23 protein-coding genes and 1 pseudogene are annotated in these 25,144 nt (G+C 64.9%); 12 read left to right on the forward strand and 12 right to left on the reverse strand.

What is annotated here, in order from left to right:
* The first annotated feature begins 76 nt into the window (after positions 1–76).
* Complete coding sequence (locus WJ542_RS31290; protein WP_411193402.1) at positions 77–1,039, forward strand: PDR/VanB family oxidoreductase; 963 nt, start codon at positions 77–79, stop codon at positions 1,037–1,039.
* A gap of 196 nt (positions 1,040–1,235) precedes the next feature.
* On the forward strand, positions 1,236–2,321 hold the full coding sequence (locus WJ542_RS31295; protein WP_411193403.1) for a PAS domain-containing protein: 1,086 nt from the start codon (positions 1,236–1,238) through the stop codon (positions 2,319–2,321).
* A 588-nt stretch (positions 2,322–2,909) separates the two neighbouring features.
* Here WJ542_RS31295 and WJ542_RS31300 read toward each other — a convergent pair.
* Positions 2,910–3,989: a tartrate dehydrogenase gene (locus tag WJ542_RS31300; protein WP_411193404.1), complete on the reverse strand. Its 1,080-nt coding sequence runs from the start codon at positions 3,987–3,989 to the stop codon at positions 2,910–2,912.
* A 221-nt stretch (positions 3,990–4,210) separates the two neighbouring features.
* Between WJ542_RS31300 and bla the strand changes: the two genes are divergently transcribed.
* Positions 4,211–5,086 (forward strand): class A beta-lactamase, encoded by an 876-nt coding sequence (gene bla, locus WJ542_RS31305; RefSeq protein ID WP_411193405.1) that lies wholly within the window; start codon positions 4,211–4,213, stop codon positions 5,084–5,086.
* A gap of 108 nt (positions 5,087–5,194) precedes the next feature.
* Positions 5,195–5,704: a GAF domain-containing protein gene (locus WJ542_RS31310; RefSeq protein WP_411193406.1), complete on the forward strand. Its 510-nt coding sequence runs from the start codon at positions 5,195–5,197 to the stop codon at positions 5,702–5,704.
* A 98-nt stretch (positions 5,705–5,802) separates the two neighbouring features.
* Here the strand turns inward: WJ542_RS31310 and WJ542_RS31315 are convergent, their stop codons facing one another.
* The 3 genes from WJ542_RS31315 to WJ542_RS31325 form a co-directional block, all read right to left on the reverse strand.
* Positions 5,803–6,840, reverse strand: coding sequence for a zinc-dependent alcohol dehydrogenase family protein (locus tag WJ542_RS31315; RefSeq protein WP_411193407.1), 1,038 nt, complete (start codon positions 6,838–6,840; stop codon positions 5,803–5,805).
* A 145-nt stretch (positions 6,841–6,985) separates the two neighbouring features.
* Positions 6,986–8,803, reverse strand: coding sequence for a PHA/PHB synthase family protein (locus WJ542_RS31320; protein ID WP_411193408.1), 1,818 nt, complete (start codon positions 8,801–8,803; stop codon positions 6,986–6,988).
* A gap of 94 nt (positions 8,804–8,897) precedes the next feature.
* Entirely contained in the window at positions 8,898–9,644 is a 747-nt protein-coding gene (locus tag WJ542_RS31325) for a beta-ketoacyl-ACP reductase (protein ID WP_411193409.1), read from the reverse strand.
* A gap of 269 nt (positions 9,645–9,913) precedes the next feature.
* Between WJ542_RS31325 and WJ542_RS31330 the strand changes: the two genes are divergently transcribed.
* From WJ542_RS31330 to WJ542_RS31355, 6 genes and pseudogenes are all read left to right on the forward strand, one after another.
* A complete protein-coding gene (locus WJ542_RS31330) occupies positions 9,914–10,939 on the forward strand; it encodes an Acg family FMN-binding oxidoreductase (protein ID WP_411193410.1) in 1,026 nt (341 codons plus the stop codon).
* A gap of 21 nt (positions 10,940–10,960) precedes the next feature.
* Positions 10,961–12,385: an MBL fold metallo-hydrolase RNA specificity domain-containing protein gene (locus WJ542_RS31335; protein ID WP_411193582.1), complete on the forward strand. Its 1,425-nt coding sequence runs from the start codon at positions 10,961–10,963 to the stop codon at positions 12,383–12,385.
* Positions 12,386–12,624: 239 nt separating this feature from the next.
* Positions 12,625–14,013: pseudogene (locus WJ542_RS31340) on the forward strand (PAS domain-containing sensor histidine kinase); the annotation flags it as partial.
* Positions 14,010–14,657, forward strand: coding sequence for a response regulator (locus WJ542_RS31345; protein WP_411193411.1), 648 nt, complete (start codon positions 14,010–14,012; stop codon positions 14,655–14,657). The pseudogene WJ542_RS31340 and the gene WJ542_RS31345, both read left to right, overlap by 4 nt.
* Positions 14,658–14,797: 140 nt before the next feature.
* Positions 14,798–15,205 carry a response regulator gene (locus WJ542_RS31350; protein ID WP_411193412.1) on the forward strand — a complete coding sequence of 136 codons (408 nt, stop codon included), beginning with the start codon at positions 14,798–14,800 and terminating at the stop codon, positions 15,203–15,205.
* 13 nt (positions 15,206–15,218) lie between these two features.
* Entirely contained in the window at positions 15,219–16,007 is a 789-nt protein-coding gene (locus tag WJ542_RS31355; RefSeq protein WP_411193413.1) for a helix-turn-helix domain-containing protein, read from the forward strand.
* 33 nt (positions 16,008–16,040) lie between these two features.
* On the opposite strand, the gene WJ542_RS31360 is transcribed toward WJ542_RS31355, so the two are convergent.
* The 4 genes from WJ542_RS31360 to WJ542_RS31375 all read right to left on the reverse strand — a co-directional run bounded on the left by WJ542_RS31360 (position 16,041) and on the right by WJ542_RS31375 (position 18,301).
* Entirely contained in the window at positions 16,041–16,286 is a 246-nt protein-coding gene (locus tag WJ542_RS31360; protein ID WP_411193414.1) for a UDP-glucose 4-epimerase, read from the reverse strand.
* Positions 16,283–17,100 (reverse strand): IS5 family transposase gene (locus tag WJ542_RS31365; protein WP_411186887.1). Its coding sequence is split into 2 segments (ribosomal slippage): positions 16,283–16,752 and positions 16,752–17,100, totalling 819 coding nucleotides; the frame shifts between segments, so codons are not numbered across the junction. The genes WJ542_RS31360 and WJ542_RS31365 overlap by 4 nt, the downstream gene beginning before the upstream one ends.
* A 133-nt stretch (positions 17,101–17,233) precedes the next feature.
* Positions 17,234–17,512: a DUF1488 family protein gene (locus WJ542_RS31370; protein WP_411193584.1), complete on the reverse strand. Its 279-nt coding sequence runs from the start codon at positions 17,510–17,512 to the stop codon at positions 17,234–17,236.
* 96 nt (positions 17,513–17,608) lie between these two features.
* A complete protein-coding gene (locus tag WJ542_RS31375; RefSeq protein ID WP_411193415.1) occupies positions 17,609–18,301 on the reverse strand; it encodes a universal stress protein in 693 nt (230 codons plus the stop codon).
* A 499-nt stretch (positions 18,302–18,800) separates the two neighbouring features.
* Between WJ542_RS31375 and WJ542_RS31380 the strand changes: the two genes are divergently transcribed.
* Complete coding sequence (locus WJ542_RS31380; RefSeq protein ID WP_411193416.1) at positions 18,801–19,640, forward strand: universal stress protein; 840 nt, start codon at positions 18,801–18,803, stop codon at positions 19,638–19,640.
* 112 nt (positions 19,641–19,752) lie between these two features.
* Here the strand turns inward: WJ542_RS31380 and WJ542_RS31385 are convergent, their stop codons facing one another.
* From WJ542_RS31385 to WJ542_RS31400, 4 genes are all read right to left on the reverse strand, one after another.
* A complete protein-coding gene (locus tag WJ542_RS31385) occupies positions 19,753–20,442 on the reverse strand; it encodes a CBS domain-containing protein (protein WP_411193417.1) in 690 nt (229 codons plus the stop codon).
* Between the two features lie 202 nt (positions 20,443–20,644).
* Positions 20,645–21,001, reverse strand: a complete 357-nt coding sequence (locus tag WJ542_RS31390; protein WP_411193418.1) for a zinc ribbon domain-containing protein YjdM — start codon at positions 20,999–21,001, stop codon at positions 20,645–20,647.
* Between the two features lie 420 nt (positions 21,002–21,421).
* Positions 21,422–23,086 (reverse strand): hypothetical protein, encoded by a 1,665-nt coding sequence (locus WJ542_RS31395; RefSeq protein ID WP_411193419.1) that lies wholly within the window; start codon positions 23,084–23,086, stop codon positions 21,422–21,424.
* Between the two features lie 328 nt (positions 23,087–23,414).
* On the reverse strand, positions 23,415–23,642 hold the full coding sequence (locus WJ542_RS31400) for a hypothetical protein (RefSeq protein WP_411193420.1): 228 nt from the start codon (positions 23,640–23,642) through the stop codon (positions 23,415–23,417).
* Positions 23,643–24,085: 443 nt separating this feature from the next.
* Between WJ542_RS31400 and WJ542_RS31405 the strand changes: the two genes are divergently transcribed.
* The gene (locus WJ542_RS31405) at positions 24,086–25,141 is read left to right on the forward strand and encodes a Rieske 2Fe-2S domain-containing protein (RefSeq protein WP_411193421.1); all 1,056 of its coding nucleotides are present in this window, start codon (positions 24,086–24,088) and stop codon (positions 25,139–25,141) included.
* Positions 25,142–25,144 lie beyond the last annotated feature (3 nt).

The following is a 25,144-nucleotide window of genomic DNA, read 5'->3' on the forward strand; positions in this document are numbered from 1 at the left end:
AACCATTACCGGGGCATCTGTCGCGCACCTCATGTGGCATGCGTGCGCCGCCCGGCCCGCGGTCAAGGAAAGCATCATGAACGCCCGCGAATCGATCACCGTCGAAGTCGTCGCCATCGAGCCGCTCACGCCGCTCATCAAGCGCTTCACGCTTGCGCTGCCGGACGGCGCGCCCCTGCCGCCGTTTACCGGCGGCGCCCACGTGCTCGTCTCGATGCAAGACGGCGCCACGTGGCATCACAACGCCTACTCGCTCCTCAGCTCGCCGCACGATACGCGCCGCTACCAGATCGCCGTGCGCCGCGAAGAGGCGTCGCGCGGCGGCTCCGCATTCATGCACGACAAGGTCGAGGTGGGCAGCCGGCTGGCGATCGGTTCGCCCGCCAATCTGTTCGAACTCGCACCTAACGCGCGCCATCATGTGTTCATTGCAGGCGGCATCGGCATCACACCGTTCCTCGCACAACTGGCCGAGCATGCCCCCGGCGCGCACGAGCTGGAGCTGCACTACGCCTACCGCAGCCCCGAGCACGGCGCATTCGTGGACGAACTCAGGCAAGGCCCGCATGCGGCCAACGTGCATTGCTACGCGGACAGCGAGGGCCAGCGCCTCGACCTGCTCAAGCTGTTCAAGAGTCTGCCGTCCGACGCGCACGTCTATGTGTGCGGCCCGCAAGGCCTGAACGACGCGGTCTACGCGAACGCCGCCCTGCTCGGCTGGCCGAAGGCGCAGCTCCATTCGGAACAGTTCGCGGCCACGGACACGGCCGGCAAGGCCTTCACCGTGGTGCTCGCGAAGTCGGGCCTCGAATTGACGGTCGGCGAAGACGAAACCATCCTCAAGGCCATCGAACGCGCCGGGGTGACGGTCGAGTCGCTGTGCCGCGAGGGCGTATGCGGCACCTGCGAGGTCGCGATCCTCGAAGGCGAAGCCGATCACCGCGACCAGTATCTCGACGACGACGAAAAGGCCGCGCAGAAGACGATCCTGCTGTGCGTTTCGCGCTCGCGCACGCCGCGGCTCGTGATCGACCTCTAGGGCGGCGGGGTCGCCGATCCGTTAAACTACGGCGAGTCGCGTTCGGACCCTGTCCGAGCTGTGCGGTTCGTCCATCATCGGCGGCTCATCGGCAACTCATCGGCGGCATACGTCCGGCCCGATCGGCGGCCAGGCGCGTAGGCCGCCGTTTCTGCTTTTTTCGCTCGACCGCGCGATCCGTCATAAAGGGAATTGGATGTCCGAGGAAACGTTCGCGTTCCGTCTCAAGGTACTGCTCGAGCACAAGAAGTTGAGTCTGCAGCAGGTGGCCGACGCCGTCGGCATTTCGCGTCCCGCGGTCCACAAATGGACGCGCGGGGGAGAGATCGACTATTCGAACCTGCGCCGCCTTGCCGCGTTCCTCGACGTGAACTGGGTCTGGCTGCGCTACGGCGACGACGCCGTGACCGATCTTGGCCTGGGCGGCAAGACCGAGCTTCCGATGACCGACCTGCGCCGGCGCCATACGGCCGAAATCGTGTCGAACGAAGCGCGCATGAAGCAGGCGCAGGAAGCGGCGGGCATCGTGACATGGGAATGGAATCTTGTTACCGACGAGCTGATCTATTCGAGCAACTGCTCAAGGCTCTACGGACGCGAGATCCGCACCAACGACGAGTTCTGGGAGATCCTGCATCCGGAAGACGCGCTCTGGCTCAATGCGGAAGCGCTGAAGGAAGTCGTGGAGAGCCATACCCCGCGCACGTGGGACTTCCGCATCATCTGGCCGGACGGCCAGATCCGCTGGATCGAATCGCGTCTGGCCACCCTGTTCGACGACGCCGGGCGTCCCGTGCGCGTAGTGGGGACGACCATCGACATCAGCACGCGCAAGGAAGCGGAATGCGCGCTGGAGCGGCGCGTGCTGCTGCTGAACGACGCCGAGCGCATGGCGGGATTCGGCGCCTGGCGCTGGCTGCGCAACCAGGACGAACTGCTGGTCTCGGACGAATGGTGCCGCCTGTTCGGCATCGCGCCCGCGGCGGGGCCGCGTCATTATGCAGATCTTACGAAGCATATTCATCCCGATGATCGCGCCGCGCGCAATGCGGCTGTGGATGAGGCGATTGCCGGTCGTACCGATTACCGTGTGCTCTATCGCGCTTCGCTGCCGGACGATACCTGGCGGCTCGTGGTCGAACAAGGGCAGGCGCGTGTCTCGCCGCATGGGGATGATCTTTGGCTTACTGCGCTTTGTCGGGCGGCGCAGCCGGCAGATATGGCGGCTGTTGTGCAGCCTGTTGTGGATGACCCAACTGCTATTGTTGCCGTGCGGCCTTGATGTTTGGTTCGCAGTTCTTGTGCTGTTTTGGCGTTTCCTTGTGTTCGTGGTGGTTTGCCAGGGTTGCCCCTGTGCGGGGCGGCACCTACTTTCTTTGCCGCGGCAAAGAAAGTAGGCAAAGAAAGCCGCTCACCCCGCTAATGCCAGTCACCATTCACCCCGCACCACAATAGCCAGTGGCTCCGGGGCGTCTGTCACCCCGCACCCTCCACGTTAGTGACAAAGGGCTCATACCTCCTGCTGCGCGCTACGCGCGCCGCAGACAGGTCCGCAAGGGAAACCGCCCTTGCTGCGAGGCATTTCGGTGTGCGTACCGCTGGTTTGGGTTATGCCCTTCGGCGCGCGCAGCGCCGCCGGAAGGATGAGCGCCTTGTCACTCCGGCTAACGGCCAGTGATGACGGACGCCCCGGAACCACTACCAAAGTGGGCGAGTGGCGGACGGCGTCACACTGGCGGGGTGAGCGGCTTTCTTTGCCTACTTTCTTTGCCGCGGCAAAGAAAGTAGGTGCCGCCCCGCACAGGGGCAACCCTGGCATACCACCACGAACACAAAGAAACACCAAAACAGCAAGAACTACGAATCAACCTCAAATCGCAGCCACAACAGCCTCACCCACAGCGGTAGTACTAGCCACCCCACCCATATCAGGCGTACGCGGCCCTTCCACAAGCACCTTCTCGATAGCACGCATAATCGCGTCATGCGCCGCCTGATACTGCGCATCGCCATTGCCGAGGAACTCGAGCATCATCGCCCCCGACCAGATCATCGCGATGGGATTGGCGATCTGCTTGCCGAAGATGTCCGGCGCCGAGCCGTGCACGGGCTCGAACAGCGACGGAAACTTGCGCTCCGGATTCAGGTTCGCCGAAGCCGCCAGGCCGATGGTGCCCGTGCAAGCCGGACCGAGATCGGAGAGGATGTCGCCGAACAGGTTCGAAGCCACCACCACGTCGAAGCGGTCGGGCTGCAGCACGAAGCGCGCCGAGAGAATGTCGATGTGCTGTTTGTCCCACTTCACCTCGGGGTACTGCCCGCCCATCGCGGCCACGCGTTCGTCCCAGTACGGCATGCTGATGGCGATGCCGTTCGACTTGGTCGCCGCCGTGAGCTTCTTGCGCGAGCGCTTGTTCGCCACCTCGAACGCGTACTTCAGGATGCGATCCACGCCGTGACGCGTGAATACCGACTCCTGCAGGACGAACTCGCGCTCCGTGCCCTCGAACATCTTGCCGCCCACCGAGCTGTATTCGCCCTCGGTGTTCTCGCGCACGACGAGAAAGTCGATGTCACCAGGCTTGCGGTTCGCAAGCGGACACGGCACGCCGGGCAAGAGACGCACCGGGCGCAGATTCACGTACTGGTCGAAGTCGCGGCGGAACTTGAGCAGCGAGCCCCACAGCGAGATATGGTCGGGCACCTTGTCGGGCCAGCCCACCGCGCCGAAGTAGATCGCATCGAACCGCGAGAGCGTCGCGAACCAGTCGTCGGGCATCATCTTGCCGTGTTCGAGGTAGTAGTCGCAGCTCGCCCAGTCGAATTGCGTGAATTCCACCGAAAGGCCGAACTTCGCCGCAGCGGCCTGCACGACGCGCACGCCCTCGGGCATCACTTCCTGGCCGATCCCGTCGCCCGGAATGGCGGCGATCCTGTACGTTTTGCTCATGTCTCGTTCTCCTTGGCTCGCCCGGATCGGCATTGATCCGCACGTCATGTCCAAGAGCATGCCTGAAAACACGATGGGGAAAAGCCGTCCCGGCGTGGAGCCATTCAACACGAAACGTGAATAATCGGGCCGTTGGCGGAGCAGTCAGCGGCAAGCTGAACCCGCTATTCGTCAGCCGGAAGGCCGCTAGAATGGCGGCACCCGTCAATGGAATGGACATCGTGCCCCTTTCTGCAACCCGCCGGAAACTGCTCGTCGGACTCCCTGTGCTGTTCGGCATCGGCAGCATGAGCCCTTCCGTGTTCGCCGCCGAATCTCCGCTCGCCGCCATCGAACGTCGCCACGGCGGCCGGCTGGGCGTGTTTGCGGTCGACACCGCGTCGGGACGAACGCTCGCTCATCGCGCCGACGAACGCTTCCTGATGTGCAGCACGTTCAAGGGGCTGCTGGCCGCGCTGATACTCGCGCGCGTGGACGCCGGGCAGGACAGCCTGGCGCGTCTCGTGCGTTACACCGGGCAGGACCTCATCTTCACGTCACCGGTGACCCAGGCACACGTTGGCGAAGGCGCGATGACCGTCGGCGCGCTGTGCCAAGCGGCCGTCGAAGTGAGCGACAACACAGCGGCCATTCTGCTGATGCGCAGCGCGGGCGGCCCGGCGGCATTGACGCGGTTCGCGCGCAGCATCGGCGACACGGTCACCCGCTCCGATCGCTACGAGCCCGACTCGAACCAGTCCCGCGGCCTGCTCGATACCACGACGCCCCGGGCCATCGCGCAATCCGCGCGCAGCCTGCTGCTGGGTAACGCACTGAGCCTTCAATCGCGCCGGCAACTGGAAGACTGGATGATCGCGTGCAAGCCCGGGCTCAACCGGCTGCGCGCCGCCTTGCCCGCGGACTGGCTTGCGGGAGACCGGCCGGGAACCAGTCTCGAAAGGGAAACGAACGATTACGCGATCGTCCGGCCGCCGGGGCGCGCCCCGTTGCTCGTCGCGGCGTATTACGACGCGCCGGGCCTCGCCATGGACCGTCGCGAGGCCGTGCTGCGCGAAGCCGGCAGCGTGTTCGTGCAGTGGGCCACGGCAACGGCGTGATGCGCAAAAGGCGACGCATGAGCCCCCCGGCAAAAGCGGCCAAACTCCCGTAAACTAACGGCCTTAACTCGCGCGCGGCGCGAGCCTCATCCCAACCCGGTGCTGCACATGTTTTCGCTTTCCGACACGCTCCCTGCCGAAAAATCCTCCCTCTACGCCACGCTGGCCGCTCAGGCGCGCGCGCTGATCGAAGGTGAACCCGATCTCGTCGCCAACGCGGCGAACTTCTCGTCGCTCGTGTTCAACTCGCTCGAAGGCCTCAACTGGGCCGGCTTCTATTTCTTCGACGGCCGCGAGCTCGTCGTCGGCCCGTTCCAGGGCAAGCCCGCCTGCGTGCGCATTCCGCTCGGCAAGGGGGTCTGCGGCACGGCCGCGCAATCCCGCGAAACCCAGGTGGTCCGCGACGTCCACGCGTTTCCGGGCCACATTGCCTGCGATTCCGCCTCGCAGTCCGAAGTCGTCGTACCGCTTGTCGCTCCCGACGGCACGCTGATCGGCGTCTGGGACGTGGACAGCCCGCACCTCGCCCGCTTCGACGACGAAGACGCGAAAGGCATGGAAGCGCTTTGCCGGGCCTTCGTGGAATTCGGCTGGAAACCGGCGGCACGCAACGCCTGAACGGCGACGGAACGCGTCTGCGCCCTGGATCGCCCGGGGGACCGGCTGTCCTTCGATCCGGATTGACCGGGGTCCCCTTAAACCGGCCCCGGCCCGCGTCACATTTCGATGATGACCTTCAGCGCATGCGTGCTGGCCGCGTGCGAGAACGTCTCATACGCCTTGAGCACGTCGGCGAACGCAAACCGATGCGTGATCAGCCGGTTCGGATCGATCCGCCCGGCGCACACCGTCTTGAGCAGCATGGGCGTGCTGACCGTATCGACGAGGCGCGTCGTGATCGACACGTTGCGGTCCCACAGCTTGTCGAGGAAGATCGAGGCCTTCTCGCCATGCACGCCGATATTGGCGATCGTGCCGCCCGGGGCCACGAGCTGCTGGCACAGTTCGAAGGTGGCGGGCACGCCAACCGCTTCGATCGCGCAGTCCACGCCAACGCCGTCCGTGAGCTTCATCACCGCTTCGACCGCGCCGGTCGTGCGCGTATCGACGCACGAGGTGGCGCCGAAGCGCGTCGCGCATTCCAGACGGTTGGCGTCCCTATCGATCATGATGATCTGCGCGGGCGAATAGAACTGCGCCGTCAAAAGCGCCGCCAGTCCGATCGGGCCCGAGCCGACGATGGCGACCGTGCTGCCGGGCTCGACCTTGCCGTTGAGCACGCCGCACTCGAAGCCGGTCGGCAGGATGTCCGAGAGCATCACGAGCGCCGCCTCGTCGAGGCCGGCAGGAATCCGGTACAGGCTCGTTTGCGCGTGCGGAATGCGGACGTACTCGGCCTGGGTGCCGTCGATGCGGTTGCCGAGAATCCAGCCGCCCGTCTTGCAGTGCGAGTACATGCCGCGCCGGCAGTATTCGCATTGGCCGCAGCTCGAGATGCACGACACCAGCACGTGATCGCCGGCCTTGAACCCCGACACGCCGCTGCCGGCTTCGTGGACGACCCCGACGCCCTCGTGGCCGAGGATGCGCCCCGGCTCGCAGCTCGGCACGTCGCCCTTGAGGATATGCAAATCCGTGCCGCAGATCGTCGTTTTCGACATCTTGACGATTGCGTCGCCGGGTCCCTGCAATTCCGGCATCGGGCGCGTTTCGACCGCGAAGCGGCCCGGACCGTTGTAAACCAGTGCTTTCATGTTCCCTCCATCGGCATTCGGAAATAGGCTGGCGGGCGCGCCGGCCGTTTCCATCATGCGCCGCGGCCGGCAGGCCCGATTGACTTCGATCAACTTGCCGCTCGGCGCGAAGCGCCGCGCAGATCCGGCATCGCAGCGGGCCGATTCACGTTTCGAGCACGTACTCGCCAGGCGCGGCGCCGAAGCCCGCGTCCGGCGTGCGCGCCGGCACCTCGCCCGTCGAACGCGCCCGCAGCCAGTCGCGCCAGCAAAGCCACCAGGAACCATCGGACGCCGGCGTGCCCGTCACGAACTCGTGCCGGCTGCGGTATGCCCCGCCGGGCTCGCGCGTCGCGCATCGATAGTAGCGGTGCGCATGGCCGGGCTCGGACACGATCCCGGCGTTATGGCCGCCCGCCGTCAGCACGAAAGTCAGCGCGTTGTGCGTGAGCAGATGCAGCTTGTAGACCGAACGCCACGGCGACACGTGATCGCGTTCGGTCCCGACGACAAACATCGGCGCCTCGATATCCGAGAGCGCGACCGGACGGCCGTCGACGCAGTAGCGGCCCGCCGCGAGATCGTTATCGAGAAAGAGACGGGTCAGGTACTCGGTGTGCATGCGGTATGGCATGCGCGTCGTATCCGCATTCCACGCCATCAGATCATTGCGTTTCGTTCGCAGTCCGAGCAAATATTCGCTCATCATGCGCGACCAGATCAGATCGCGGGCATTGAGCAACTGGAACGCGGCCGACATCTGCAAGCCGTCCAGATAGCCCTGGCGCCACATCAGCGCGTCGAGCTCCGCCAGCTCGCTCGCATCGATGAAGAGGCCGAGTTCGCCGGGCTCGCTGAAGTCGGTCAACGCGGCCAGCAGCGTGATCGAGCGCAGCCTGTCGTGCCGCCTGTCGTGTCGCCCGTCGCGCGCCAGCGCCGCCGCGCCGATCGCGAGCAGCGTTCCCCCAAGGCAATATCCCACCGCGTGCACCGCCTCGCCGCAGCGTGAGCGAACCGCTTCGAGCGTCGCGAAAAAGCCGTCGCGCAGATAGTCGTGGAGACCGAGATCGCGCGCTTGCGCGCCGGGGTTGCACCACGAAATCGCAAACACCGTGAAACCCGATTCGACGAGAAAGCGGATCAGCGAATCGTGCGGCTGCAGGTCCAGGATGTAGTACTTCATGATCCACGACGGCACGATCAGGATCGGCTCGCGCGCGACGTCGGGCATCAGCGGGTCGTACTGGAGCAGTTCGCACAATTCGTTGCGCCATACCACCCGCCCCGGGGTGAGCGCGACGCCCTGCCCCGGCCCCTGGGTTTGCGTTCCGCGCGCATGGACGCCGGACCGGCTCGCGGCCAGCGCAACCGCATCTTCGAACCAGTTGCGCGCGCCCGCCTTGAGGTTCGCGCCGCCCGAACGGATCGTCGCGTCGAGCACCACCGGATTGGTGGCGATGAAGTTTCCGGGCGAACACGCATCGAGCCACTGGCGCGCCGCGAAGCCCACCAGTTGCTCGTGGTGCCGCTCCACGCCCGGCACGCCGCGCGTGGCTTCGCGCCACCAGCGCTGGACGCCGAGAAAGCCGTCGCGATACATCTGGAAGGGCCAGTTCGACCACGCGGGGGCGGCAAAGCGCGGATCGGCTTCGCCCGCATGCACCGCCACGCCGCTGTCACCCTCGCCGTCGTTCGCACCGGGCGCCGCGACCGGAAACCGGGCCGCCGCGAACCACGCGTGCGCGGCGAGATCGAAGCATTTGCCCGGCGCAATCGCGAGATGCGCTCCCCAGTCGATCGCGGCCAGCGCGAGCGAGATCGGCGAGAGCCCGAACGTCATGGCGGCGATGGTCGCCTGGGCCGTGCGGTTCCACTCGTCGGCCAGCACGGTGGCGGGCGGGGCGCCCTCGGCGGCGCTCGCAGGCGTGCCAGAAAGGTTCGATGCCGCAATCCAGGGTTCGGCATCGCGCACGGCAGCATTCATCGTTCTCTCCCTTTTCGATTCTCGCCGAGGCTCGCGAGACGCCCCGCAAGCGCACCCTTCGCGCACGTCACCTGCATCGCCGTACCCTCGTGCTTCAACTCATGTGCATGCCGCCGTTGACGGCCAGGTTGGCGCCCGTCACGAACGCGCCATCGTCCGAGCACAGGTAGGCGATCAACGACGCCACCTCCTCGGGACGGCCCAGCCGGCCCACCGGGATCTGCGGAAGAATGCGCGTCTCCAGGATGTCGTGCGGCACGGCCTCCACCATCGCGGTGGCGAGATAGCCGGGCGAGACGGTATTGACCGTGACACCGTGCTTCGCGACCTCCAGCGAGAGCGACATCGTGAAGCCGTGCATGCCGGCCTTCGCCGCCGCGTAATTCGCCTGCCCGAATGCACCTCGCGAACCGTTGACCGAGCCGATGTTGACGATGCGGCCGAAGCGACGCTCCACCATGCCGGGCAAGAACGGCTTCGTGAGATTGAACACGCTGTCGAGATTCGTGCGCAGTACGTCGTCCCATTCGCGCTTCGTGAGCTTGAGGAAGCTCGCGTCGCGCGTGATGCCGGCGTTGTTGATCAAGACGTCGACCGCGCCGAATTCCGCCAATACCCGTTTCGCACACGCTTCGCAGGAGTCGTAGCTGGCCACGTCGAGCACAAAGGCATGGAACGTCCGGCCCGCCTCGCGTTCGCGCTGCAGCCAGGTCACCACGTGGTCGTTGCGCTCCGAATGCGAAACGGCGACGGTCAAGCCCGCATCGTGCAGTCTCCGGCTGATCGCGCCGCCCAGACCTCCCATCCCTCCGCTCACAAAAGCAATGCGTTCGCTGCGCATGGCAGTCCCTCCCTCGCAAGTTGGCGACCGGCCGCGAATCGGCGCGATCGAAATCTTGCTCAACTATAGGGAGCGGGCTCTGCGCACGATTGACATGCATCAATTCCGAATCGGTCGGAAGCGCGGCGAAGGCGACCGTGCCTGATTGACCCATATCAATTGCGATCAAGCCTCGGCGCCTAGACTGAGCCGCACACCCTGCTCGTTGCGCCGGCTCCCGCACAGGGGGAGAGCAATCGCATCCCGGAACCGAAAAAGGAAACCAGGCCATGCTCGACAACCCGATCGCGCCCGCCGCCACAGACGGCACAGCCACGCAAATCGACGAGTTCGCCGTGCGCTTCGCGCTGCGCCACGCAACGCTCGCGCCATCGAGCCACAACAGCCAGCCGTGGCGTTTCGTACTCGGCGAGAATTGCGTGATGCTGTGCGCGGACCGGTTGCGCGCCTTGCCGGTGGTCGACCCCTACGACCGCGAACTCATCATCAGTTGCGGCGCAGCGCTCTTCAATCTGCGCGTGGCGCTCGCGAGCCTCGGCATCGGCTATGCGATCACGCTCTTCCCGTCGAGCGCCGACCCCGATCTGCTCGCCGAAGTGCGTCTGCTGCGAAACCGTGTCACCGGGGCGGAACTGGCTCCCCTCGTGAATGCGATACCCGAGCGAGTCACCACACGCCGCCCGTTCTCCCCGGAGCCCGTCGAAATCGCCGTCGAGCGGCATCTGATGGAAGCCGCGCGCGCCGAACAGGTCGAAGTAGCGTGCGCGAGCGCAATGGAGCCGCGCAATGCGATTGCCGATCTCGTGGCCGTTGCCGACCGCCAGCAGTTCGCCGACTCGCGGTTCAGGCGCGAGCTTGCGAAATGGATCCATCCGCACCACACCGACGACGGCATGCCGGACTACGCAGCCGGACTCGGCGACCTTCTCGACTTTGCGAGGCCGCTGATGGCGTCCGCGATCCGGACGTTCGACCTGGGCGGCGGCGTAGCCGCCACGCATCGCGAACTTGCGGCGGGCTCGCCGCTGCTGCTTTGCCTCGCCACCGGCGTCGACGATGCGCAAGCCTGGCTCGCCGCAGGCCAGGCGCTCGAACGGGTATTGCTGGTGGCGACCCTGCACGGACTCTGTGCCTCTTACCTGAACCAGCCCATCGAGGTGGAGGCGCTGCGCGCACGGATTGGCGCGCTATTCGACCTGCCGGACACCTGCTATCCGCAGCTCCTCCTGCGCATCGGATACGGGATGCCGGACGCGGCGACGCCGCGCCGCCCCCTCGGCCAGGTCGTATCGTAGGCACATCGCGAGGAGAGCATGATGAAGCTGACCTTCCTGGGCGCGGCACAAACGGTCACCGGTTCGCACTACCTGCTGGAAGCACAAGGCAAGCGCGTGCTGATCGACTGCGGACTGTTCCAGGGCACGAAAAACCTGCGCCAGCGCAACTGGGATCCCCTGCCCTTTCCCGCCGATACGCTCGATGCGGTCATTCTCACGCACGCGCACATCGATCATTGCGGCTACCTGCCGGTACTGGCGCGCAATGGCTATCGCGGGCCGGTCTATTGCACGCCGGGCACGGCCGACCTGTGCGCGGTGATGCTGCGCGACAGCGCCCGCCTGCAGGAAGAAGACGCCGCCTTTGCAAACCGCCACGGCTACTCGAAGCACCATCCCGCCCTACCGCTCTACACGCTCGAAGACGCCGAAGCGGCGCTGCGGCTCATCGGTCCGCGCGACTTCGACGTACCGGTCTCACTCGACGAACGCCTGACTTTCCGGCTGCTGCCCGCCGGGCACATCCTCGGCGCGGCAAGCGTCGTGGTGTGCTGCGGGCATACGATAGTCGCGTTCTCCGGCGACCTCGGCCGCCCCGAGGACCCGCTCATGCGCGCGCCCGCGCCGCCGGCGCATGCCGACTATCTCGTGGTCGAGTCGACCTATGGCGACCGGCTGCACGCCACGCTCCATCCGGAGGACGAACTGGCCGAGATGTTCGCGCGCACGTTCGCGCGCGGCGGTGTCGTCGTGATGCCCTGCTTCGCCGTGGGACGTGCGCAGGAAGTGCTCTACTACATTGCCCGCCTCAAAGAGACAGGGCGCATGGCCAACGTCCCGGTCTTTCTCGACAGTCCGATGGCGATCAGCGTCACCGACCTTTACCGCCGCCACATGCGCGACCACCGGCTGACGGTCTCGCAGTTGCACATCATCGACCACGCGGCATTCATGACCCGGACCATCGACGATTCGAAGGCCATCGCGTCGCGCGACGGACCGATGGTCATCATCGCAGGCAGCGGCATGGCCACGGGCGGGCGTGTGCTGCATCACCTGAGCCTGTACGCCTCCGACCCGCGCAATACGATCGCCCTTGTCGGCTACCAGGCGCCCGGCACGCGCGGCGCGGCTCTCGAGGCGCACGCTCCGGCGATCAAGCTGCATGGCGATTACGTCCGCGTGCGCGCCGAGGTGTCCTCGATCTCGTCGCTTTCCGCCCATGCCGACTATCGGGAGACGCTGCGCTGGCTGGCCGGCATGGCATGCCCGCCCATCCGCACGTTCGTGACGCATGGCGAACCCGCTGCGGCCGATGCGCTGCGCCGGCGCATTACCGAAACGCTGCACTGGAATTGCAGCGTGCCGGGATATGGGGAGACGGTCGACCTTCCCGAAGAGCCCGATCGCGATCGTTCATGCCCGCCGGGCGAACCCACAGGCACGCCGAATCTGCCCGCCTGAACGGCGGTTTGCCGGATCGCCGCCTGGCCCGTGCGGCGCTTCCGCGGCGGCCGGGAGCGTTTGCGCCGCCGGGCGACGAGCAGGTTTTTCGCCGCGCCCGTTCGCGCGCCACGTAAAATTGCGATAACTGGCCCACGTGGAATCGAACGTCGGGTTCCTTCCACTGCAACCCCTACTTCACGCGAATGGCTTACGCTCCCGTCCCGTGCAAGCGTTTCGCCCTGCGCCATGACCTGAGGTCGGGCGCCGATCCGCGCGCCGCGCGCGGCGCGGCGCGGCGACTCGCCGGCCGGATCCGCCAGCCCGCCGTAGCGGCGGCGCTGGCGTTCGTCAACGCATGCGCGTTTGGCGGCACGACGCTCGCGCTCGACACGAGCGCCAACGGCAGCCCGCTGCTCATGGGCGCGGTCGCCTGCGCGGCCGTCATCCTCCTCGCGGTCGCCGTCATTGCCGCCGTTTGCGCGCTGATCGCGTTTCGCCTCGCCCGCGCGCGCGCCACCCCCGCCCCGGCCCCCGCCGAGGGCAGCGCGCGCCAGAACGAAGCGCGCATGATGGGCATCATCCGCTCCTCGATGGAGGCCATCATCACCGTGGACGAGAACCAGCGGATCGTCATCTTCAATCCCGCCGCCGAATTCGTATTCGGCCTCTCCGCCATGGAAGCGATCGGCTCGCCGCTTTCGCGCTTCATTCCCGAGCGGTTTCGGACGGCCCACGAGCGGCACGTCGAGCAGTTCGGCGCCACCGGCGTCACCGAGCGCTCGATGGGCCACCAGCAGCGCGTTCTCCACGGCCTGCGCGCCAACGGCGAGGAGTTTCCCATCGAGGCGTCGATTTCGCAGATCCGCGACGTCTCCGGCAAGCTCTACACGGTCATGCTGCGCGACATCACCGAGCGGTTGCGGGCGGAAAACTCCCTCAAGCGCTCGCGCGAAGAACTGCGCGAACTCTCCGCCAATCTGCAGAACGTGCGCGAGGCCGAAAAAACCCGCATCGCACGCGAGCTTCACGACGATCTCGGCCAGCAGCTCACCGCGCTCAAGATCGACCTCTCCGCGCTGGAGCACCGGCTCGGCGACACCCTCGACCCCGACGTCGCGGCGCGTATCGCGGGCATGAGCAAGCTGATCGATTCGACCGTCCGGGCAGTGCGGCGCATCGCAGCCGACCTGCGGCCCGTCATGCTCGACGATCTCGGACTCGTCCCGGCAATCGAGTGGCTCGCGAACGACTTCACGAGCCGCTACGGCATCGCCGTCCAGCAACACCTCCACACCGGCCACACGGTGTTTTCGAACGCCGCGGCCTCCACCCTCTTTCGCATTGTCCAGGAAGCGCTCACGAACGTTGCCCGCCATGCGGAAGCCAGCCTCGTGGTCCTGACACTCGAAGTCGAGGGGCAGCACTGCGCCTTGCGCATCGTCGACAACGGCCGCGGCACGCACGGCGATCCCGGCAGCGCGCCGCATCGCACCCGCCACGACAAGTCGTTCGGACTGCTGGGCATTCGCGAGCGCGCGCACATGCTCAACGGCACTGTCGAGATCGATACCGCGCCGGGGGAAGGCTTTGCCATCTGCTTCACGTTCGAACTCGACGCCCTCCAATCCGAAGAGAACGCTTCATGATCAAAGTGATCATCGCCGACGACCATACGCTCGTGCGTGACGGGCTGCGCCGCATCCTCGAAAGCGCCCGCGATTTCGAAGTCGTGGGAGAAAGCTGCGACGGCGCCACCACGCTCGCGCTCGTGCGCGAGTGCGACGCCAGGGTTCTGGTGCTCGATCTGTCGATGCCGGGGCGCAGCGGCGTGGAACTCATCAAGCAGATCAAGGACGAGCAGCCCGGGTTGCGGATCCTCGTGCTGACCATGCACGCCGAACATCAATATGCGGTGCGCGCGTTCAAGGCGGGCGCCTCGGGCTACCTCACGAAGGAAAGCGCCAGCGCGGAACTCGTGAGCGCCGTGACGAAAGTGGCCTCCGGAGGGGTCTACGTGAGCATGGCGATGGCGGAGCGCTTCGCGCAGAGCCTGAACGAACCTGCCGACGCGCTCCCGCACCAGCGCCTCTCCGATCGCGAATTCGAGGTCTTCCGGCGTATCGCCTCCGGAGAGACCATCACGGAAATCGCGCAAACGCTTTGCGTGAGCGCCAAGACCGTGAGCACCTACAAGGTCCGCATCCTCGAAAAAATGCAGATGCCGCACGAGGCCGCGCTCGTGCGTTACGCCCTGCGCCACAAGCTGCTCGACGATCAGGACGAACCCTGAGCCGCAGAAACCGCGCTGCGGCGCGGCGCGGCGCGGCGTCGCACGATTGTAGGAATCGCCCTACACGACTTCCATTCTACGTACGCCACTTTCCACCGTCGCCGATTTATTTTTGAGATGGCGCCGCCGATACTGGCTGCATGGAAGTCCAACGCATTCACCCGAAACTGAACGTTTTCCTCGTCGAGGATGCGGTGCCGGTACGTCGAAGAATCGCCGAGGCATTCTCGGCCATTCCGGACGTGATCGTGGTGGGCGAGGCCGAAGATACGGCCACCGCCCTGGCCAAAATCGCATCGAGCGGTGCGGACGTCGCGGTCGTCGATCTGAGACTGATTGCGAGCAACGGCATCGAGCTCGTCGCCCAGCTTTCGCGCGAGCAGCCATCGGTCGTCACGGTCGTGCTGACGAACCACGCCAGCGCGCCGTTCCGGGTGGCCTGCCAACGTGCCGGCGCCGACTTCTTCTTCGACAAGACGTCCGAATTCGACGCCGCCTGCCATACCCTCGAAGCGCTTGTGAAGCAGCGCGCGAATACCGCGCGCTGAACTGGAGATGACCATGTATGCCGAAGCCGCCTGCGATTTCCCCCTGCCCGCGACGTCACCGGGATACCGGCCCGTGGTGCCCCTGAACCCCGTGGCTCGCGAGGCCGCGGCGCGCCAACCCGTCTCGCGCTGCTCCACCTGTTCGTTGCGCGCGGTCTGCATGCCGCCGGATCTCACGTCCACCGAACTCCAGCAACTCGATACCGTCGTCCACACGACCCGCAGCGTACGCCGCGGCGAAGCGCTGTTCCGGACGCACGACGCGTTCCAGAGCCTCTATGCCGTGCGCACGGGCTCGTTCAAGACCATCGTCATGCATCGCGACGGCCGCGAACAGGTCACCGGTTTCCAGATCCCCGGCGAACCGCTCGGGCTCGACGGCGTATGCTCCGGCACGCACAGTTGCGAAGCGATCGCGCTCGAGGACAGCACCGTCTGCATCATTCCGTTCGGCCAGTTCGAATCGCTGTGCCGCGAAAGCCACCGCATGCAACGCCATCTCTACCAGTTGATGAGCGGCGAGATCGTGCGCGAATCGAGCCTCATGCTGCTGCTCGGCACGATGACCGCGGAACAGCGACTCGCCTCCTTCCTGCTCGATCTCGCCGCCCGCTTCAGAAGGCGCGGCTACTCCGGCACGCAGTTCAACCTGAAAATGAGCCGCGAAGAGATTGGATGCTTTCTCGGCATGAAGCTCGAAACCGTGAGCCGCATGTTCTCGCGCTTTCACCGGGAAGGGCTCGTCGAGCCGAGCGGCAAGCAGATTCGCATCGTCGATGCCGAGGGCCTTGCGCGCGTGTGAGGCGGGAGCGACCCGCTGGATCGCCGCCCCGTCCTACACCCCGAAGACATGGCCGTTCTTCAGCTCGATCCACATCATGCCCGCGCGCAAACCATCCAGCACCGCAGCCTCCTCGGTTTCGAATGCCCGGTAATGAGCAAAAACGTGGCCGAACTCCGGCTCGGGCGCACTCTGCGTGATACTGATCTGGCAGGTAAACCCGCCTTGTGCCGCGGGCGACGTGACCGCCTCGACGATCCATTTGCCTGAGTCGACTGTACCTCTTAGAGACGGTTTCATAAAGGCTGTTGAGTTCGCTGAAGAGTGTTCCAGCAGATCAGGCAACAACCGAGTTTGAGGAACGCGTCGTGAATGTCCGCACGGCGTTCGAAGCGAATACGCAAACGGCGGAAGTTATGCAACCAGGCATGGGTACGTTCGACGACCCAACGAACTTTTCCAAGGCCGCTACCGTGCGGGTGACCGCGCCGTGCGATGCGGGTGGGGATGTTGCGCACGTGCAGGAGGCGCCGGTACTTGTCATGATCGTAACCACGATCGGCGTAGACACGGCCAGGACGACTCAGCGGCCTGCCGCGCACCCCGCTAATCGGCACGATGGCCTCGATCAACGGGATCAGCTGGGTAACGTCGTGACGATTGGCGCCGGTCAGGATTGCCGCGATCGGCGTGCCGTTAGCGTCGGTGGCGATGTGGTGTTTGGAACCAGGTCGTGCTCGATCGGTGGGGTTCGGGCCAGTTTTTCGCCCGCCCCAACCGCGCGAATCGACGATGAGTCGACGACGACGCGGGAGAAGTCGATCTTCCCGGCCGCTCGCAGTTTCGCCAGCAGCAGTGCGTGCAGTCGATCCCACACGCCGGCTTGCTGCCAATCGCGCAGCCTGCGCCAGCAACTGACGCCGGAGCCGCATCCCATCTCCGCTGGCAGATCTCGCCAGCGGATGCCGGTCTTCAGCACAAACAAGATGCCGGTCAGCGCAGCCCGATCCGGTACCGGCTTGCGACCCGGATACTTGAAGCGGCGTGGCTTCGCTGGTGGTAGCAGTGGCTCGATCAGTGCCCACAGTTCGTCGTCGATGATTGGTTTGCCCATCTCCTCGATCCTGTTGTCACAACAATCGAGGTTAACAGGTTGCGTTACGGGTTAACAGCCCCTACGAACTCTTTTTGAAACCGTTTCTTAGTGCCATCATGCGGATCTCCGTCCCGTGCGCGGAAAGTGCGCGCTACCTGCCATAAACCCTGAAAACACCGCTATGCAGCAAGACCGACGCGCCGCGCGTCGCTTTGATGAGCGTGGCCGCCGTCTCCTCGATGGCGCGGCGATGGGTGCAAAATGCCTCGACGAGATCCGCCTCGCCGATCGATGACGCGCCGAAATGATCTTCGAGCGCCTCGGCGGTAATGCCGCACTGGATTCGCTCGCCGTCGACCTCGGCGGGAAATACCAGCGTGTAGCACTCCGAATCGTATGCGGGAACCGTCCGCGGAAACGAAATGTCCATAACCTGCCCCCTTGCCTGTGCCGACGGCAAGCCATCTGCTTGCCAATTCAATTCAGGATAAGGTCGGGCAGGGGGCGGCCGTTGACGCATATCAACTCAATGCACACCGTTCGCCGCCGCGGGGCCCGCGCGTTGCGACGTCTGTGGCACGAGCAGCAGCGGCAACACCGTGCGCTGCACAACATCGGCCGCGATGCTGCCGTAGCGCTGCCGCCCGCTCGCGTGGCCGCCGCGCGGCCCCAGCATCAGCAGGTCGGTATGCCACCGCCGTGCCGCCTCCGCGATTGCGTGCGAGACGTCATCGCTGTCGTGCCGCGCCTCGAGGACGACGGCGTCGAAGTCTTCGGGATGCAGCGCGGCCACCGGATCGCATGCGAGATAAGCCACCCGGACCGCCACACCCGGCGTGGCAATCCGCGCGGCTTCCCGGACGGCGAAGGCCGACTCGGCGCTCCCGTCGCTCGCGACGAAAATGCGCCGCGGCGGCACCTGGCATCGACGCGCGAAAGGCGTGGGCAACGCCAGTACCGGACAGTCCGTCGAGCCCGCAAGCAAGACCAGGCTATCCGGCGAACCGATCGCCAGTTCCGCCTCGGAGCCACGCACTGCGCACGCAAGCGCTTCTGTCTGCGCGGCACCAGGCTCCGCCTGAAGGATCTCGTTGTCCGCCTCGATTCCGTGCCGCGCGAGTGTTTCGCAAGCGGCGTCGACAATTGCGGCCAGACTGATCCGTCTGTACAGGAACCGGGCATTCCCGGACTCGTTGTCCTCATTCGGGAGCGAGGACACAAGACCTGCAATATGAACTCGCGCGCCTCTTCGCGCCCAACCCGCCACGTAGCCGAGCAGCGAAGCGGCATGTTCGCTCCCGGTCATCAGGACAACGATGCGCGAGTACGGCGCAACGACCGGCGTATACGTTGATTTTTGGCCCCAACGCCTCATTCTTGACTCCCCCGCTCGATGCGCACCGCCGCCCCGTCATGGCTTCAGATTTTTATTCGATCTGCAGGCGCTTTGGCCCGGCAGGCACCTTTTCGGCATGTGCCTGCACCTTGCTTGCTGCATGTCGCAACGTGCGCCGTATTCAATCTAAGAACACCCGGATTTTTCCGATTGATCTGCCTCAATGTCCTGGCTTGTGTGCCGCGCTCCGGCGCCATTCGTGCCCCAACAGACGCTTGACTTGAATCAACGGTGAAGGACTGCCCGTTTCTAGACTCATATCACTTCGTTGCCCGCGTTGGGCTGGGCCGCGATCGCTCCCCTATCGTGCTGGAGATCTGCCATGACCTACAAGACCCTGACGGTTCATCTGGATACGAGCAAGCGCGTCAGCGCGCGGCTTTCGCTCGCCTTGAAGCTCGCGCGCACGTACGGCGCGCATCTGAACGGACTGTTCGCCGCCTTCGAGCCGCAGCCGCGCGAGTTCTACGTCATGGCAGGCACGGCCGGCTACTACGACGAACACCGCAGACTCCGGGCAGAACAGCGCGGGGCAATCGAGCGGCTGTTCCACGCCGAGCTTGCGCGCGCGCAGGTCGAGGGAGGGTGGATTGCCGCCGACGCGGACCCGATCGCCGCCCTGACGCAGCACAGCCGGACCGCCGATCTGACGATCCTCGGACAAGCCGATCTGAACGATCCGGGCGCCTACGTCGCCGACCGCTTCGCCGAGACGGTCATCCTGGGCGCCGGCGGACCGGCGCTCGTCATGCCGCATACCGGCAACTTCGAATTGATCGGCGAGCACGTGCTCATTGCGTGGAACGGCAGCCGCGAGGCGGCGCGCGCCGTGCACGACGCGATTCCCTTCATCGCGCGCGCCGCACGCGTCACGATCGCAGCCGCTTTGACGACCTTCACCCCCGATCCCACCCAGGCTTCGTGCACGGATCTGGCGGCCATGCTCGCGCGCCATGGCGCGACGAAGGTGAACATCGCCCACTTCGACCGCCACACCCCCGAAACCACGGGCGACGCCCTGCTCAGCTACGCCGCAGAGGGTGGCTACGACCTGCTCGTGATGGGGGCCTACGGGCACGCGCGGCTGCAGGAAATGGTGCTTGGCGGCGCGACGCGCACGGTCCTGGCCACGATGACGCTTCCGGTGCTGATGTCGCACTGAACCGTCATGAACGCGGTTCCCGCTTTCCCGTATCGGCAAACGCAAATCGTCGGAGTTGAAGGCCAGCCGTCCGGGAATCGCACGCTCCCCGGCGGCCAACCCGCGCCGGCTTTTACATGGGCGCGAAATACGTGGGATAGCCGAGATGATCCTCAATGCCCTTCACGCCGGGGACGCGTTCGGCGCAAACGCGTATGGCCTTGCGCTCCTCCTCGGAATTCACCGTGCCCCAAAGGTGGACAACGCCGTCCTTCACGACGACGTTCTCAGCCGCCATGGCCCATCGATGGCCGCCAAGCGCATGCAGCACGCTCTCGCGTAGGGCTGCGTCGGCAGCCACAACCTCGGGACCGGCCTGCGCCGCGCGCGCCAGAGCGCTCACCAGGTTCGAGCGGCTCACGATGCCGAGCAATCTCCCATCGGCGGTAACGGGCACACGCTTGATGCGATGACGTTCCAGCACGTCGGCGACTTCGGCCAGCGACGCGGTCGGGATCACGCAGACGACATTTTCCGTCATGAGGTCGCCGACCTTCAATGCATGTTCCTTCAGGTACTCTGTCGCGAGCTTCCGGTTCGAAAACAGGAACTCGGCCAGCCACGAACGCTGCGGCTTGCCCGTTCCTGTCTCGACGCGGCGCAGCAGATCCCCCTCGCTCAGGATACCGACGATGTTTCCGTCTTCGTCGACAACCGGCAACCCGCTGATGTGATGCTGCGCCATCAAGGTCGCGGCTTCGTGAACGGTCGCGGTGGAAAGTACTGAGACGACGTCCGTCGTCATGATGTCCGATACTTGCATGAGCTTCCTCCCGGATATGAACCAACACCTGGACGCCACTCAATGTAAGCTTCGGAGCCGGTGTTATCTTGATATTGATCAATCAAGACCGCATGGAGCGAAACCCGCACCTTCATCTTCCAACGACAAAATAGAGACTTTCCATCCCGACGGAATCAGCACAGCCGCCACCAGGCAATCTCCAGTCTCGTGACGGCCTTCGTCACACCTTCCTGACAAATTCGGACTTCAGACTCATCGCGCCAAAGCCATCGATCTTGCAATCGATATCGTGATCGCTGTCTACGAGGCGGATGTTCTTCACCTTCGTGCCCATCTTGATCACACCGCCCGAGCCCTTCAGTTTCAGGTCCTTGATGACCGTGACGGTGTCGCCGTCCTGCAAGATGTTGCCTGCCGAATCGCGATAGACCTTGCCGGCCGTTTCAGCCGGATCGGCCGTTGCGTTCGTGGCTCCGTTCGCAGCCCATTCGTGGGCGCACTCCGGGCAGATGTAGACGTTTCCATCTTCGTACACGAACTCAGAATTGCATTTCGGGCAGGGAGGTAATGCGCTCATGTGTTATTCCTGGTGCCAGGCCCTGGCGTTCGCCACCTGGTGAGTCACGGATGCCGGCAAGCATCGCGCGAGTTGGATAAGGCCCGACAGATTCGTGGATCAGGAACCGCTCGGACATGATAATCAAATTATAATATATCCCGGGCACCGGAAGTGGATCGAGTCGCCCCCCGGCCTGACGGCACACGCCTCATGGAATTCCGGCGTGCCCCCGGCAGAGCGCGTTCGTCATCGCCCGCATGAGGAATTCACGCAGCAACGTGTCACATCACGGCACGGAAGAGGAAACGGAAAGGAGGTTCGCGCAGCGGAGGAGCGTGCGTGTGGACACGAAAGGCCACACGGTCTGCACGCGGTAGCGCGATTACTGCACGCCAATCGGGCGAACCTCCGCCCAATCGGCGTTTCATTCGACTACGCTCAGAACGGCTGGCCGAAGAACCCGCCCGGCGCCAGTTGCACGCCGCGCAGCACCTCGCCGAAGCCGGCGGTGCGCAGCGTGACGAAGTGCTCCTGCGACGTGCCGGACGTCGACGTCTTGCTCAGTACGTCACGAATCGCGACGAGGCGGTTCGGGTCCGCGCCCGTGTCGCCGTTGCCGCTCGTCGTGGAGGTGATCGCCCAGATCGTGACCGTGCCGTCGTGGTCCACATGACCCGTCAGGTTACGCAAGCCATCCGTGGCCGGCGCCCAGGGCAGGCCCGTCGCGGCGTTCGTGCTGGTCGGATAGCCCGGCACCGTGTACGGCACGCCGAGATCCAACCCGTTCTGCAGCGTGTATGCGAGCTTCCACGACTTCGAGCCTGCGTTGTACACCCACTTCTGCAGGCCGGCGGTGGTTTGCATCCTGGCGTGCGTATAAAGATCGGTGCCGCCCGCATAACCGTCGCCTTCGTCGGCGACATAGAGCGTGGTCGCGTTGGCGAACCAGACGCCGAACGGATAGGCAAGCGTCGTCGCCGTCTTGTTCGGCGTGGACGGGAAGCCCGCGAGGATACACACGTTGTTCGGCAGGCCGTTCGACTGCAACGTCGCTGAGTTGTAGGCGAGCGGCGTGGTCGGCAGCTTCGCGCCCGCCACCGGTACGCCCACGCCCGACGGGCATGCCGTGCCCGTCGTGTCGACGAAGTACACCGTGTTCACGCCGTTGCTGCCGCTGCCCTTCGTGAAGTACACGACGTTGTTGTACACGGTCAGGCCGCGGAAGTTGTCGTCCTTGCCCACCTTGTCGGCCTTCGCGCCGAGCTCCGTGACCGAGAAGCTCGCCAGCGGCGTCGGCGTGGTCGGCGACTGTTGCGCCTCGTGCTGATTCGTCGCCTCGATGAACTGCGAACCGGCACCGAGAATCACGTTCGTCGGCTGCGGATTCGAACCGTTGCCCGCGTTGCCGACCGTGTAGTAAAAGCCCTGACCGTTGCTGTTGTTCAGAACCGCGGCGCGGCCGTTGTTGCCGCTATAGGCGTTCGTTTCCGTGAAGGTGAAATGCCCTGCGCCGTCGAGCCGCGCGACGGCACGATAAAACGCCTGGCCGTCCGGATTCGTCGGATCGTTCGCACCCGGCGTGTTCGCGTTCGACACGTCGATCGTGTTGACCGGTGCGACATAACCCATGAACGTCAGATAACGTCCATCGCTGGAGAGATTGAGCGCAAGTTCGGACTTCGAACTGAAGCTCGTGACCATCTGGTCGCCACCCTCGCTCGGATGCAGATTGTTCGGCACTTCCAGCGTGCGAACGACCTGGCCGCCAGGCGTGATGGTGTCGAGGAAGATTCGAGCCGTGACGCCGAAGCTCGCATCGTAGAGCACGTTGTTCCAGACGTAAGGATACGTCCCGTCATTCGTCGCGCCGTTACCGGCCGAGCAACCGGCCTGCGTGTTCTGGCAGTTGGGCGGCAGCACTTCGCCCGTCTGCACGTTGCTCGAAACGTTGTCGTACACGCTGCGGCTTACCACGAGGAAGCCGGGGCCGCCGAAGAACGGGCCCGGCATCTGGGCAAAAACACCGGTGCTGGCGAGAGCGAGGAAAAGAAGCGAAGCGCGAGTTGCGCAACGGGGAAGAAAGCGGGGGGATGCGATGGCCATCTGTAACGTCTCCGTAAAGGATTTGAGAACATCTTGTTCGGACGAACGGGAGGTCAATCAACGTTACGGTAACGGCACCGCGTGAAAGTTTCGTTGCAGTCGTGTAAGGATTCCATAATGGTGCTATGAAAGCTTGAGCCTGCAATTTGATCAGGAAACCTTATTGAAAATCACGCCCTCCCGGCTGGCGATTCGGGCGGCGACAATCTCGCGCCGCAAAAAAACAAGCCGCGGTCGAAGACCGCGGCTCGATTGCAAACTTCACCAATCAGCATGCACTACCTACCGGCCGTCCCGTCGCCCCCCGGCTCGAGCTGGCCGCCCGGAATCACGCCTGCGAGTCGGAACTGTCGGCCTGCTGGGCGCTGTCGTCTGCCGGCTGTTGCTCGTCTTCCTTCTTCTTTTCGACCATCGACTCCAGCGCGCCCGCGCCTTCAAAACCCGCCACGGCCGCCGCGGCCTTCGTCAGGAAGCCCGCGTCCGAATCGACCTTCTCCGTCGCCTCCACGGCAGCTACTGCGCCGGCAACCTTACCCACTTCGTCCAGAATGCCCATACGATCCTCCACTTGAATGACTGACTCGATCCGCAGACTCGCCCGCACGCTCACTACACCGTGCCGGCCGCTACCCTTCGCACGCCTTCGCTGAACGCGCGTGAGCGTCCATTCTCGGCGTCCGGAGCGCGCGCATCAATCACAATTCACACAACGTGACAATATTTAACTATTGAAATGTTGCGATGCGTCAATCATCGGACTAGACTGGTTTTTGTCTCCTCCATGTCTCCACTGACATGGTTCAAGCCCGCCCCGCAGCGGGCTTTTTTTCGCCCCCGAACGGTGCAGCGAGTCCGGGAAACCATGCCTGTCCTTACATAGACTACATGACCGGTAAGGGATGGGATGAGCGCTCGCAACTGAATATCGTTGTGCACACGGCAAGGTCGAAGCCATCGACCAGGGCGCCGTGATGAACGCACACGATTCAGGAGACGCGCATGACTCAACCCCAGGTGATCACGCTGACCCGTTCAGGGTCGCCGGCCACGCCACGCAACTGCACCTTCGACACCCGCGACTGGGAGATTCTGAGCCGCTACTGGCATCCCGTCGCCTTTGCGCATGACGTGGCCGAAAAACCGCTCGGCGTCACGTTGCTCGACGAGCCGCTCGTCCTGTTTCGCTCAGGAGAACGGATTGTCGCGGCGCGCGACGTTTGTCCCCATCGCGGCGCGCCGTTGAGCCGGGGGTGGGTCGACAACGGCAATCTCGTTTGCCCGTACCACGGCCTGGAGTACGGAGCGAGCGGCAAATGCAACCACATTCCCTCGCAGCCCGAAGGCCCGATTCCCGAACGGCTTTGCCTCACCACGTACGCGGCGCAGGAAGCCTATGGCCTCGTATGGGTCTCGCTCGGCGGCGGCGAGCTGCCGTTGCCCGATTTCCCGGCGTGGAACACGGAGGGATATCAGCAGATCCTCCCGCCCTCGATCGACATTCGCGCCTCGGCGGGACGGCAGACAGAGGGTTTTATCGACGTCGCGCATTTTGCCTGGATCCATCACGACAGCTTCGCGGACCGCAGGAATCCCGTGGTTCCGCAATATTCGGTCGAGCGGCGCCCCAACGGCCTGCGCGCCGAGTACGCCAGCACGGTGAGCAATTTTCCGAAGTCGATGCAGCATCGCGCGCCGGAAGGCTTCCTGTGGCGCCGCGTATTCGAGGTCGACGTGCCGTTCTTCGCGAGGCTCACGGTCCATTTCCCCGAAAACGGACGACTGGCGATTCTCAATGCCGCCAGCCCGGTTTCGGCACGCCTCACGCGTCTCTTCGTTCCGATTGCACGCAATTTCGACCAGGACTTGCCGCTCGACGACGTCTACGCGTTCAACCGCCAGGTGTTCGAGGAGGATCGGGCCATCGTCGAACTGCAGTGTCCCGAGGACCTGCCGATCGACCGCGCTCAGGAAGCGCCGATACTCGCGGACCGTTCCTCGGGCGCCTACCGCCGCGCGCTCGCGGAGATCGGGCTCGGTCAATCGTATGTCCGTTGATGC

Origin of the sequence: Paraburkholderia yinzeri, from assembly GCF_046581065.1 — a bacterium.
Lineage (GTDB): Bacteria > Pseudomonadota > Gammaproteobacteria > Burkholderiales > Burkholderiaceae > Paraburkholderia.